A 13,860-nucleotide genomic window follows, 5' to 3' on the forward strand; every position below is an offset into this window, starting at 1 on the left:
AAATTTAGAGAAGTAATTTTGAATTTCAGGATAAACTCATAGAGCTCATAGTAGCTTAATGTAAATATTTTCTAGGAGTCTTTTAATTTTTATCAGATTTTCATTTACTGGCTTTGCAAAAATCTGTTCCTGGTAGACGTGATAATTAGTAAAATAAATATATCAATAAAACCATAACTTAATAATTAAATTATTTCAGTTGACAGATCATACTAAATCATATAAAATCGTCAGTCAAGACTCGCAATGCATATATTACTCCATAAGTGGAGGAAAAGCCATCATAATAGGGTTAGAATAAGTAATTGTGATAATTTTGGGTTATAAATTTTTATTTCTAGCGAAATAGACCAGAAAAATAAATCGGGACTAAAGGAGGGAAACTATGACCAGAAAAACAGATGAAGTTATGTGTCCAAATCCAAAATGCGGATATTATCTTAAAGCAGAAGGAAAAGCCATAATAAAACGTGGAAAGTACAAAACCGGACATCAGAGATACTATTGTAAACACTGCAATAAGTTTTTTATGGATACAATAGGCACGGCTGTATATCGTAAACATCTGCCTAAAGAAGAAATTAGGCTTATATATCGACTTTTTCTCGAAAAAAATGGGATTAGAAGCATTGAACGGATAACAGGGCATCACAGAGATACCATAAGCAATCTGTTAAAAGATACAGTGAAAAATGAAAAAACAGAAGAATATCTGATCAATCAAATTGGACTGACAGCTGAAGAATGCGAGAAATTGTGGGCACTTTTAGAAGTAAAGAGAAATTCTTCCCGAAAGTCTCCTTAAAATGAAAAGACAGTATACATAAATAATTTATGTAATTCAATCCATCCAGAAGTCCTGTTCTATTACATTCTTTTTTAATTTTTTGTGGTTAAAGCACAAAGATTTGCCAAAGTAATAAGTATTTTATATAGGGCCATATATCCATTATGGAACTTATGCATCCTATAAAACAGGAAGATGTCCGATAAACAGTTATGGGGAGTCGTTGTATGTAAAGTGGTTTACTTTGCACCACTGATTCTCAGCTAATCATCGCAGACACTCAAGAAGCCGGAGTGCTTTGGTTACATGTGCGCTAAAGTATTCCTAACTGAAGTGCATGAGGTTTCGAAACTTAACATTACTAAAACACAAAATAAAACAGATCAAACCAGATAATTTTTAGGTGTAATATGTAAATAAAGGGTCAAAAATACAAAAAGGAGTTGGAAATATGAGTAAAAGCACATTCTTGAGGGCAATGTCCCTATTTTTAGGGGTACTGCTTTACCTGGGGTCGATACCAGCTGCATTTGCTCAAACAGAATCAGCTAGTACCTCGACTTCAAATGAAACCATAATACATGAAATAAGTCCCGGCTATTATGACTTGTACCTGCAGCAGGGGGAAAGCAGTAGCTTTAGTATAACTTTCACAAATAATGGTAAGAAAGCTCTTGAAATAGAACCAAAAGTTGTACCCATATGTTGCAGTTATGACTTTGACGAAAACTGGATAACCATATCCCCGGCAAACGTGGAGGTAGGACGAGGTGCAGAGCAGGAATTTACCGTTGAAGTTAATATTCCTGAGGATGCGGATGGTGGGAGTTATGAAACCTACATAGCTTTTACAGACGATGTAGACCTTTACTCCCAGTTTATCAATGGAATGTACCTTTACATTACGGTCCCGACTTATCAAAAAATAGAGCTTCAAACATATTACATCTCTGATTCCGTTGAGGCTGGAATAGAATATGAGTACACGGTAAAAATCAAAAACGTAGCAGCCAAAAATATAACTATCGACCCAAAGGTAACCGAAAATTACTACGATAGCTCTTTTGATGAATTTGATATTGATGACAAAATAGAAATCATTGCACCGTCAACATTAGAACCGGGTCAAATTGCTAATATGACTATCCGGGTTTCTGTTCCGGAGGATGCAACAGGAACTTACGATGGATATATTGACATGAACGTTAATGGGAACGATAATGACGGAAATGAGCCGCAACTGGAGCTTTACTTGACGGTTCTACAGCAGCCTTCAGTTCCTTATGTGAAAACCTTCAGTACCAAGACTGCCGACCCCATAACAATTGAAGTCTCAACTTATGTGTATAGCTCGGATTCATGGTTGCGTATTCCACCTCAAGATGAAATCCCATCGTTTGAATTGAATCTGAAGTTTGATTCCAGTCCTGTTGATATGAGCCCTGTAAAAACAACGCAAAGAGGCAATGTAGGTATTGGGTGGAATTATTTCCCAACCTGGTCAGAAGAAGATGGCGTAATCTATCAAAATTACGACAGGTATTATATTGAAAGGTATACAGTACCCGGAGCGATCGGAGATTGGGAACTTGAAATCCTTCCTAGAAACGCAGAAACTTTTGAATACTCGATAACTGTTGGAAACTCAAATTAAAAAGTAACAGGTTAAAGGGAGATTACAAAAAGCTAGCAGGATCTGATTTTCTTTCTTCCAGAGTCCTGTTACCCGTTTTTGGATTTTCTATTTCTCTCTATTTAAGGGGGTAGGACTGTTATTATAAGTCTCCTGCCTGCATTTCTGTAATATAAGGATCATAAGCAGCCGTTGAGCGGCCTGAAACGCGTGCATTATAATAGTCTGCAGCAATTGAAGCCTGCTGCTCACGATTATAGTTACGAAAATGAGGTTTTGCACCAAGAACGTATCCGTATCCTTCTGTCGCTCGTGCATAAGATGCCTCGATCATATATCTTGAGCCGACATGCTCCATCTGTGATACATGGGCTAATTCATGAATAAGCCATTTCATGTTTTGATTCCCAGGAGCAGCCTTAATCCTTTTATTGAAGTTAATTGTACGAAAAGAGGTAATACCCATACCCGAACACTTATGTTTCTTTGCCCCCAACCAGGCAAACAGTGAATTTTCGTCTATGCGCACTTTTCGATAATTGATACTGTCACCAAATACCTTTCTGGCCTCCTGCTCTTCTACCTGGGTTAGCTTTCGAGTACCGGGTTTTACAGTCTGCCATAAAAAGTCCATAAACTCAGGAAAACTGCAGATGTCAAGAAGTTTTGCCATTATTCTGCCTATCAGGACAGTAAGGAACAGCAGACTCTCCCATAAACTTTTATGATAATACTTTCCTTTTTGCCCATTCCGAGTTGTTACACATTTCAAATCATCTCACCCATTTATTAGCTTTGTAAAGTCATAGTTTCAGTTCTTATAGTTTCCTCAGTTTGATATTACAGACTTCTTTCATCTTTATTCGGGTAGATAATAAATTCGGTAAGGCAGGGCAAATAAGTAAGTAAGAAATTGGAAAGAAAGGACGGAAAAGGCCAGCTCATAAGGGTAAGTGAAAATAAAAGAAGAGAAGGCAGTGTAAAGAACAGGAAAGGAAGAGAAGACAGGAAATCAAGAAATAAGACAGCAAGGGCGGAGTAAGAAAACGCCCGAAAGCACTTTGTTCCGACTGTAGCCCCCGATACAGTTGTCCCAGAGATACGCTCCCCCAAGCGCATTGACCCGAAACAGGAACGATGACTTTCGGGCAATTCTTTTACTTACTCATTCATACCCGTTACTCACTCGTTCTATCCGTTCACTCCTGGTTGCAAATATACAATTGACTCTTAATTATTTTAAATTAATTATATCAAAAATTACTCGCGAACGAAATATATTTTCACGCAAAATATTTCAAAACCAGAAATCGTGCTTGTTTACACGAAAAATTTGCGTAGAAGACTATTTGTATTCGAGTTTGATCGAATAAACAGGATAAGTTAAAATATTTTAGGAATTTGAATTTGAGAAATTAAAACAGAAAGTTTCGGCTACAGCACAAACAGAAAAATCACAAAAACTTACATTCAGGAAATTTTCTTTGAAAAACGCTTCAAAAAAGATATGAGGCATGCGGTTGTATACTTAGGTTGAGGGGAAATTAAAACAGCTTATTCCGGAGAACCTTTACAGGCAAAGGGTACGGTTCTAGTGAGAGTATAATTCCAGCCTTAATTTAGATTTACAGAATTATTGCATTTAATTTATTGCATAAATATTGAAACTACTGAGGGGCTAATATGATATTTGAGCGCATTAAGTCTGAAGGGCTGGCTCATCTTTCTTATTTCGTTGGTTCTGGAGATGAAGCCATTGTTATCGATCCTCGGAGAGACTGTCAGATCTATTCCGATCTTGCCAGAAGAGAGGGCATGAAAATTAAATATATTTTTGAAACGCATAGAAACGAAGACTATGTAATTGGCTCTCTGGAACTGAAGGAGCTTACAGATGCAGAGCTCTACCACGGGCAGGGAGTGGACTTCAAGTATGGAAATTTTGTTCGTGACGGGCAGGAGTTTGATTTTGGATCAATGAAGCTGGCTGCCCTGCATACTCCCGGACATACCGACGAAAGCATGTCCTATACTCTCGCTGATCCCGATGCAGGCAAAGAACCTTTAATGGTTTTCACAGGAGACGCCCTGTTTGTAGGCGAGGTAGGGAGAACCGATCTATATGGACCTGAAGAAGCTCCAAGGATGGCAGCAAATCTGTATGACAGTATTTTTAATAAAATTCTCCCACTGGGAGATAGGGTAATACTCTGCCCTGCCCATGGCGCGGGTTCGCTTTGCGGAGGGGCTATCTCCAAGCGGGAGTACAGTACCCTGGGCCTGGAGCGAATCCAGAGCCCTGCTCTGCAGAAGACTGACAAAGAAGAGTTTGTAAAGTTCAAGCTTGAAGAGAAACTCGAGTTTCCGCCTTACTTTGAGAAAATGGAGGAATATAACCTCCAGGGCCCTCCTTTGCTGAAGGGGCTGCCAGTGCCTGAAATGCTTTCTCCAGAAGAGTTCAGAACAAGAATGGAAAAGGGAGCTCTGGTCGTGGATACACGCATGTCCCACTCTTTCGGAGGAGCACATATAAAAGGTTCATATGGCATCTGGCTGAAAGGTCTGCCTTTCTTTGCCGGTTGGATTCTTCCCTACGATAAGCCCATACTTCTGGTACTTGAAGAAAAGGATCAGCTGGAAACTGCTGTAAGGTATCTGGTCAGAATCGGATATGACAATATAGCAGGCTTCCTGAACGGCGGAATTGCAGCATGGTACATGAAAGCCTTACCTGTAGACGGCTTGAATCTTATATCAGTCCAGAGTCTGAAAAAGAAAATCGAAAAGAGTGAGGAAATGATACTTCTGGACGTCAGAAGCGACGAAGAATGGGGCGAAGGACATATTGAAGGAGCAAAACACATATACGTCGGATATCTGGAAGAGAACCTGGATAAAGTTCCCAGAGGTTGTCCAATAGTTGTTTACTGCGACTCATCACGGCGTTCAAATATAGCGGCTTCGATTCTGAAAAAGAACGGGTATAACGAAGTATACAACGTCCTCGGGAGTATGACTGCATGGAAAAACGCAGGATATGAAATTGTAAAATAAACTAGCGTTTTAACCCAATTTATTTTTTTTGGTTTTCGAATTTAGAGTTTAGAAATCTTTATATCTCCTCTCTATTTTTTTATTAACCATGATATTACACGTTCCTCACATTCTTCTCCCGGAGGATAACTGGAAAGAATGGGCAGTGATTGCCTGTGACCAGCATACTCAGGACAGAGAGTACTGGAAAAGAGTAGAAGAATTTGTTGGAGATGCTCCATCTACTCTTAATTTAATTTACCCTGAAATCTATCTTCCCTTAGATGAAAATAGAGTAAATAATATTCATGAAGCAATGCACAATTACAGATCCATTCTTGTTAATCACGGACCCTGCTTTATTCTTGTAAAACGTTCTGTTTCAGGGAGTGAAAGGACAGGCCTGGTCGTTGCGGTTGACCTGAAAGGGTATGAATATAACGGGTCTGAATCTTTTATCCGGCCAACCGAAAAAACAATTAAAGAAAGGCTCCCTGCGAGGGTAAAAATAAGAGAAAACGCAGAACTGGAGCTTACCCACGTCCTTGTTTTATACGATGACCCTGACTTTTCCGTCCTTCCCAGAGACACGTCCGATCCTGTTTATGAAGGGAACAGGATTTATGATTTTGATTTGATGGAAGACGGCGGTCATATAAGAGGATTTAAGATCAGTGACGAAAAGACAATTGAGGAGATTTCGGAAAGAATTCAGGCACTTGGAACCCTTCTTGTCGGAGACGGAAATCACAGCCTTGCTGCAGCAAAAAGTTTCTGGGAGAAAATTAAAGAGACAGTCCCCGACAACCATCCGGCAAGATACGCACTTGTAGAACTCGTAAACGTTCACGATCCAGGGCTTACCTTTGAGCCTATCCACAGGCTTGTAAGAAGGGTCGATCCTGAGAAACTACTACAAAAATTCAGTGCAAGAATTGTAGAATCTCCAGTCGGAAATCCGACTGCTATTTCTTCTTTTTGTAATATTGAGGGCCATTCAATCGGCTTTATTACAAAAGACAGGCAGGGAATCCTTGTCTTTGATAACCCCGTGCATGACCTTGAGGTTGAAACTCTTGATGAGATTATTGACGATTATCTGGTTGAATACGAACATGACCCGGAAGTTGTTGAGAAACTTGGAAAAAAGCCTGAAAGTATTGGTTTTTTCCTTCCCTGCTTAAAAAGAAGTGAATTCTTTTCCCTTATAAAAAAGAAGGGGATTCTCCCGAGAAAATCCTTTTCTCTTGGAAAAGAAAACGAGAAAAGGTATTATATTGAAGCTAGAAGGATTATACAGTAATTCTTCCAGGCAATATTTTTTCCGATCGTTTCAGTAGTTTTTGTTTCCAATACTTTCATTCAGCCGTCAAGTACAAGCTGTTGCATTAAATTCAAGAGGATTTTAACAAAATTTTTAGGTTTTAAAGATTGTATTATCGTAACCATATAGCTGATTGCTTGAAAATAAATACTAAAGATATAAAAAGCTCTTTGGGAAAATCAATTTCTGCAAAAAAAAAGCTATTAAACACCTGTTTTTTTACTCAGGGCAAAAGAAACCTTATCAGAAATTTTGAGTTTTCTGAGATAGTTATAATCATTTTACTTTCGTTACGGCAGCTCTCAAATAGATATTTTCCCAGATCCAAAGTCTTCAACCAAAGCAAGTACTAACTTTTTTGAGACTCATGGATCTATAGTTCGTTACCGGAAATTTCAAAAACCACAATAATTAGTAATAGTATATTTGTCCTGGCATCTTCCAGGCAAATGCGGAAAAATCTCAGGGGAAGGAAAATTCTGCAATAACTGCGGAGCATCCATTACCCTCATAAAATGCCCGAATTGCGGAAATAAAGTATCTATTGGCACCAGGTTCTGCGAAGACTGCGGAACAAAACTGGTCTGAAATAATAGAAAAGGGGTCCAGTTTCATGCAGGTTTGCCCCTATCTTTTGATTTTTTGACGAATCTGCTATGAAAAAATATTCAAGTATTTTTGAATAAGAGGTTTTCTTGTTTTTATATTAACGAATATGCTACAGTTTCCTTTGATCATTTATTTAAGGTGTAATGAGCATATAATTCGCTCAATTATAGAAACCATGAATGTAATAAAAAGTAAGGAAATAAACTAATTAAGAAAGCATGATTTCAAAAAAAATATCTTAATTAAAACGTCAATTTGCCGAATTCGGGAGAGAAAATATCATTATATGTAAAAACGAGTTACTTTGACAGTCAAATTATAAATACCTTTAATCTAATAAACAATTTATCAGTTAAATGAACATTGGGGGAGTAAAATATGCCGGACTTGATCGGATTAGCAGTGGTATTTTTAATTTTAGCACTAGTTGCATACATTTTGGGCGCACGGGGAATTGCCGGTTTCTCTATGGAGATCGCAAAGTGGCTTGTTATAATCTTTGTTATACTTGCGATCATTTCGCTAATTTTGTGACGGTAATTTCCTGTAACAGTAGTGCTAAAAGACAATAAATGGGCATAAAACAGCTTTATGCCCGTCATTTTTATCTTAAGAATAAGAGTTTGTCTTGAGGATCAGAACCTGTTTTAAGGATCAGGAAAAAGAATAAATTAAAATATCAAATCAACTTTTTCTAATAAATATAATTTATGAATTGCATATATTCCTGAAATTTTTCAGAAGTTCGTCAAGTTTCTAAGTATCTGAGTTAAGTAATTATCAGATATTAAAAATGCATAGACATAAAATACTATTATAGATGTGAATACTCTATCAATAAACTAATAATTATTAAAACGAAAAAACGAACATAGTAGCTCAGGCAAAAAAATAGTTCATAATTTCTTGTTTTAAAAGCAGTTTTATTTTTTATCTTAATCCAAAGTATAATTCTTAATAATTTTTTTATCAATTATATTACTTCAAAATATATCTTTTTATTAATATTTATTTATATCAGTATACTTATATTGCATATTATAAGATTCTATTTAATTAATTAATTAATTAATTAATTAATTAATTAAAGTATCACCCATACTTTTCTAACTTAAGGAGGAATGAGAATAAAAAAAACGAATAACATTATTGGCAGCTATTTTCATCCTGATATCAGGCTCGGGTCTCGTGACTGCAGCTGAAATTTTGTCCAGCCGGGAGATTCGATACAGACCGCGGTGAACAACGCAACCTCAGGCGATGAAATTATACTACAACCTGGGACCTATACAGAAAATATTGTTATCAGTACAGGCAATCTGATGATCAGATCCAAGTCCGGAAACCCTGAAAATACAATCATCAAAGCCAAAAGCTCAAGTGCCAGTGTACTTTCCTTACAGGCAGATTCCATAAAAGTCAGCGGGCTTGAGATTACAGGAACAAAGTCAAGCTATGCAGGGATCAAGTTGTCCGGGTGCGGTAACTGCGTCATTGAGAACAATTTACTTTCTAACAATGGTTACGGAATTTATCTTCTGAGTTCTAAAGGAATCACCATCTCAAACAACGATATTACAAATAATAGTGATTTCGGGATTGTGCTTGCAACCTCAAACGATAATACAATCTCAGGCAACACAGCTTCCAGTAACAAAGGGCGTGGCATTCACCTGGGCACTTCTGATGGCAACACGGTCTCAGGTAACACAATCACCTTAAACGGCGTTAGCGGGCTTTATGTATGTCCAAGAAGTGATAATAATCTCGTTTTTGATAACTATTTTGTTAACACTGTTAATGGAGAAATTAAGAACGGGACAGGAAACGCATACAGTACTGCAAAAACCTCAGGTACGAACGTTGCAGGCGGCCCTTACATCGGTGGGAATTTCTGGGGAAAACCTGACGAAACCGGCTTTTCCGATACCGCAACAGATGCCGACGGAGATGGTATTGCCGATGTCGTGTACAGTTTCGAGAACAGTACTTATGCAGACTCTCTTCCTCTCGTATCTACCACCGAAAAAGCTAATGAAGAAACCAACGAAGAAACCAATGAAGAAACCAATGAAGAAACTACATCTGTGGTTCCGGTTGCAAACTTCGAAACCAATACCATCAGTGGCCCTGCTCCTCTGTCAGTTCAGTTTGCCGACCTATCGGAGAACGCTGAAGGAAGGGAATGGGACTTTGACAGTAACGGACAAATTGACTCTATTGACCAGAACGCGGTCTATGAATACACAACCCCAGGAACCTACATTGCCAAACTAACCGTAACCAATTCAAACGGCACTAATTCGAAAACTGCTACGATTACAGTTACGGAAACGAAAGAAGATAATTCCATTGACAATGTAAACGGCGAAAGTGAAGTTGCGGATGATAGTTCTGTAGACAGTGAAATCACAGATGATGGATCTGGAGACAAAGAAGACAGCAGTAGAAGCAGCGGAGGAAAAAGCCACAGAAGCGCAGGCGGCAGTGTTAGTGGTTCCCCTGAACCTGCAAGTAATATTGAGGTAAAAGAACTTTCCCAGGCCTTTATCACAAACGGCAAAGCTACTCAGTTTGAATTCCCAAGGAACGCAACATGTGTCGTTTATGTGAGCTTCGACTCAAAGAAGACTGCTGGCAAAACAACAACAATTGCCGAGCAGTTAAAAAACAAATCTACCCTTGTTTCCGATCTTCCTTCGGATAAAGTCTATAAGTCCTTTAATGTCTGGGTAGGAAACAGCGGGTATGCAAGCCTAAAGAATATTGAGAGTTCTGTCATCTGCTTTAAGGTTGAAAATGACTGGATGCAGGAAAGCATGGTAGACAACTCTTCCATTACCCTGAACAGATACGACGATGGAGAGTGGGAACAACTCCCTGTCACGGTACTGAAAGAAGATAACGAATTTACGTATTTCACGGCCGAAACAGCAGGCTTCTCTTTCTTTGCAATAACTGGCAAAGAAAGCGGTTTTTCGGAAAATGTAACTGAATCGGGTTCTGGTCCGGAAACTCGTTCCGTAGACATGAAGGATAAGGAAAGCACAGGGTTCACAGCTGAGATGTCAAAGCAGAGAAAAAGCACATACATCCATGGCTCTGAAGTGATTTCCGAAATTGCTGCCCTGTTTTCAGAATGGATTGAGTACATAAGAGATTGGGCGAAAGTTTGAGATTTTCTCCCACTTTTTATCCTTTTTTTCACTTCTTCCACTCCCTTTTTACATTATTTATTTTGACAAATAAGTATTTATATAATAATTCTAGTATAATAGTCTGCAATAGGGGAGCACTGTTTTGGAAATTTTCGCTTAAGATCAAAAGAATAATCATAATGATAAATTATGATGTTTTTGCGGTTTTTTTGCGTTAGTTTGCTTTTCAGGATAGATGCTTTTATCTTCTTGCCTTTATACAAAAAAGGCAAGAAAATAAGGTTCTTGAGCCCGAAATCTCTGACATGAGAAATAAGTTTAGAGATGTCCTAAAAAGGCAAATCAGACATTCTGGACTTAAAACCGTATTTTTTCGGCTTATTTTCGGAAACAAAGCCGAGATATAGCTCTAAGTTCAACTTCTGAGTGCCGGCTTAAATCTTCGGAGTCAGCCTTCTACCCGATCTTTAGAAAAGGACATTGTAAATGACTTTTCGCTCAGGTACCAGTTTGACCCGATTATGATAACAGGACATTAGTTCCAAAATGCTTATATACTTAGTCGAGCAGGTACTTCTAATAAAATTGAGGGAAACTTTCAATTAAATTTAATAAGTTGGGATTTCTCCGATTTTAAGAAAAACAATATCAAGATTACAAAAAGTACCCTGCTGCCTTCCAGTAGCCGTCAGGTATCCAACCTGCTGTGAATGTATTGAAGCAATGGCTCAAATCCCTAAGCAGCCGTTGTGCAAAAAAGGTAGCAGCTTTCAAAAACAGATTTACTCCAATCCATCGAAAACGGAAGAGTAGATATCCAATTAAAATCCGGTGAGCCAGACCCAAAGCCACCGGTATAAAACCCAAAACCCACCCTAGACCCAATTAAGGATCCGGCGGAAAACCTGACAGGGTCCTGCCAGGATCCGGCTTCGAATTCGGTTTCGATTCGAGCTCAATCCCGATTTGTTCCAACCAATCGGGACCCTACCAAGATTCAACCCAACCTACGGGGCACTACCTGAGAAGATCCACCCAACCCACAATTTCTCGGTACTGCCATGAAGTCCAGCTATTATTGAGTGCTCAGATACTCAACCACAAACAGAATCCCGCGGGAAATCCGTCCCGTGATTCTATCATACCCTACCTGGACTCCAGCCCCAATACAATCGAAGACCTACCTTTAATCCAACCCGAAAGGTCGTAAGCGAACCATGTCGATTGTTAAAGAGAAACCCCGGTTAGACCTTGTCCTGGCTCACCCTGGAGCAACTGGACAAGAATTCGAGCAAAAAGACAGACACAACGACGCACTCAAGACTTACAGCTGTTTTAAGGAATTTGAAACGGCAAACTTTGAAACCCGAAACCCTGAAATGAAATTGTTTATCCATCCCGGTACTTATTTCACTCCATCAAATGTCAGATCCCTATCTGGTAAGATATGCAAGGTTGAAGAATCAGGCTTATGTTTCCTGCAGACTGCAGAAAGAAACTATCAGAACTTTAACCTGCTAACCGAGAGTTATTCGTTCTTAACTGGCAGGGCATCAGAACTCTGTTCTTGCCCGGAAGCCCCGGAAAACAGAAATTAAGGTGGGGAGTCTCATGTCAGTTAACGAATCGATTAACCGGATAGTGGGCGGTTCCGGTGTAATACTTGCAGGAACCTTCCTCGGGATGCTTCTCGATATCCTGATTAAAAAAGTAATGACATCACACCTCTCGCCAGCCGACTTCGGCACATATTCCCTCGCACTTACAGTAATATCAATTTCAGGTGCAGTCGCAACTCTCGGACTTAATGAAGGAGTGCCCAGATATATTGCGTTCTTCAGGGGCAGGCAGGAGGAACAGAAGGTACATGAATTAATACTATCAGCTATACTTATGGGCATTATTGCAGGCCTGCTTGCGATTCTGGTTTCGCCTTCACTGTTCGAAAAACTGGCAGGAGAGGGATTTGATGCACAGGGCCAGATCCTGTCCATAGTTAAGATCCTGGTCTTTGCTATTCCGTTCACCATACTCCTGAACCTGACAGTAGCGATCTACAGAGGATTCGACCGTACGAATGTTAATATGTATTTCTATAACATCATAAGGCCGGTATCCCTGCTCGGATTTGCTTCAACGGCCGTATTCTTCGGTGCTTCTCTGAAAGGAGTCGTGTTTGCAGACCTGCTTTCAATGGTATTTACTTTCGGCATAATGTCGGTGTACTTTATAAAGAAACCGCCAGTTAAACCGGAACTGAAGTTTAAGTTCAGCGAACCAACCCGGCAGCTGATAAGGTACTCATTCCCGCTCCTGATAACTGCAACTCTGCTGAACCTCATGAGCTGGACAGATACCATAATGCTCGGCTATTTCAAGCCGGCTGAAGTTGTAGGGGTTTACAATGCAGTGTATCCTCTAGTAGGGTTCCTGTCCCTGGTAATAGCTTCCATGGGCTATGTGTATGTTCCTGTGGCATCAAAGCTATGGGGTCTGAACGAAACTCAACCGGTTGGTTCGATCTATGCGGTAATGACCAAATGGTGCTTCCTGCTTACATTCCCTATCTTTGCACTGATATTTGTGTATCCTGAGTTTCTTATTACGAAGCTCTACGGAGCGGAATATATAGGGGGTACCACTGCCCTGCGCGTCCTTGCCATGGGATTCATAGCAAACTCATATTTCGGATTCAACTACCACACTTTACTGGCATCCGGAGATTCTGACTTCCTGATGAAGTGTTCGGTTGCAAGTGCAGGAATTAACGTCGTAATTAATTTCACGCTTATACCTGACTATGGCATGGTAGGCGCGGCTATAGGGACTGCCGTATCTTATGCATCGATAGAAGTCTTAATGACCTTAAGAGCCTGGAAGAAGCAGAATATGCATCCTTTCACTTCTATGTACAGAAAGCTGACCCTGGTTTGTGTCATCTTGACTGCATTCATGCTCGCTATCAAGGAAGTAATTCCGCTTTCCGGTGCAGCCTGGGAATACGCAGTCTTCATCATTGCGTACTTTGCAATCGTTCATTATGCAAACATACTGGACAGAACTGAAGTAAGCATGATAGGAGAGATAAGAAAAACAATCCGGCAAAATGTCAGTGGCCACATTCCTCAGGCAATCAGGACACTTGCATCATAATTTGCCTGGACGTAAAACAACCGGCATATCTCTTTGAGATATGTCGAACCCCTATTTTTCACTCAATTTTTAAAATGAAAAACTGCATGTATCCAGATGCAGCCAAATTTCAGAGTGTTACCAGCCGTTTTCTTATTCTATTTCCACGGTTTTTTTCTCCCGA

The 13,860-nt window shown here is 39.5% G+C and carries 11 protein-coding genes; 10 read left to right on the top strand and 1 reads right to left on the bottom strand.

Going from position 1 to position 13,860, the window contains the following annotated elements; genetic code table 11:
• Positions 1-385 precede the first annotated feature (385 nt).
• Positions 386-805 carry an IS1/IS1595 family N-terminal zinc-binding domain-containing protein gene (locus MSHOH_RS12125; RefSeq protein ID WP_048139951.1) on the top strand — a complete coding sequence of 140 codons (420 nt, stop codon included), beginning with the start codon at positions 386-388 and terminating at the stop codon, positions 803-805.
• 433 nt (positions 806-1,238) lie between these two features.
• Positions 1,239-2,441, top strand: coding sequence for a COG1470 family protein (locus MSHOH_RS12130; RefSeq protein ID WP_048139953.1), 1,203 nt, complete (start codon positions 1,239-1,241; stop codon positions 2,439-2,441).
• 121 nt (positions 2,442-2,562) lie between these two features.
• Here MSHOH_RS12130 and MSHOH_RS12135 read toward each other — a convergent pair whose 3' ends face one another.
• Complete coding sequence (locus MSHOH_RS12135) at positions 2,563-3,192, bottom strand: hypothetical protein (RefSeq protein WP_082089341.1); 630 nt, start codon at positions 3,190-3,192, stop codon at positions 2,563-2,565.
• 141 nt (positions 3,193-3,333) lie between these two features.
• On the opposite strand from MSHOH_RS12135, the gene MSHOH_RS25685 reads away from it, so the two are divergent.
• From MSHOH_RS25685 to MSHOH_RS12170, 8 genes are all read left to right on the top strand, one after another.
• A complete protein-coding gene (locus tag MSHOH_RS25685) occupies positions 3,334-3,462 on the top strand; it encodes a hypothetical protein (RefSeq protein WP_275425530.1) in 129 nt (42 codons plus the stop codon).
• Positions 3,463-4,103: 641 nt separating this feature from the next.
• A complete protein-coding gene (locus MSHOH_RS12140) occupies positions 4,104-5,474 on the top strand; it encodes an MBL fold metallo-hydrolase (protein ID WP_048139954.1) in 1,371 nt (456 codons plus the stop codon).
• Positions 5,475-5,562: 88 nt separating this feature from the next.
• Positions 5,563-6,756 (top strand): DUF1015 domain-containing protein, encoded by a 1,194-nt coding sequence (locus tag MSHOH_RS12145; protein WP_048139956.1) that lies wholly within the window; start codon positions 5,563-5,565, stop codon positions 6,754-6,756.
• 447 nt (positions 6,757-7,203) lie between these two features.
• Positions 7,204-7,365: a double zinc ribbon domain-containing protein gene (locus MSHOH_RS25240; RefSeq protein ID WP_239450947.1), complete on the top strand. Its 162-nt coding sequence runs from the start codon at positions 7,204-7,206 to the stop codon at positions 7,363-7,365.
• Positions 7,366-7,764: 399 nt separating this feature from the next.
• Positions 7,765-7,920 carry a DUF1328 domain-containing protein gene (locus tag MSHOH_RS22850; protein WP_048139958.1) on the top strand — a complete coding sequence of 52 codons (156 nt, stop codon included), beginning with the start codon at positions 7,765-7,767 and terminating at the stop codon, positions 7,918-7,920.
• 704 nt (positions 7,921-8,624) lie between these two features.
• A complete protein-coding gene (locus MSHOH_RS12155) occupies positions 8,625-10,562 on the top strand; it encodes a PGF-pre-PGF domain-containing protein (protein ID WP_052730847.1) in 1,938 nt (645 codons plus the stop codon).
• Positions 10,563-11,761: 1,199 nt separating this feature from the next.
• Positions 11,762-12,142 carry a hypothetical protein gene (locus MSHOH_RS12165; protein WP_048139962.1) on the top strand — a complete coding sequence of 127 codons (381 nt, stop codon included), beginning with the start codon at positions 11,762-11,764 and terminating at the stop codon, positions 12,140-12,142.
• 13 nt (positions 12,143-12,155) lie between these two features.
• Entirely contained in the window at positions 12,156-13,697 is a 1,542-nt protein-coding gene (locus MSHOH_RS12170) for a flippase (protein ID WP_048139964.1), read from the top strand.
• Positions 13,698-13,860 lie beyond the last annotated feature (163 nt).

It is taken from the genome of Methanosarcina horonobensis HB-1 = JCM 15518, from assembly GCF_000970285.1.
In the GTDB taxonomy this organism is placed as follows: Archaea; Halobacteriota; Methanosarcinia; order Methanosarcinales; family Methanosarcinaceae; genus Methanosarcina; species Methanosarcina horonobensis.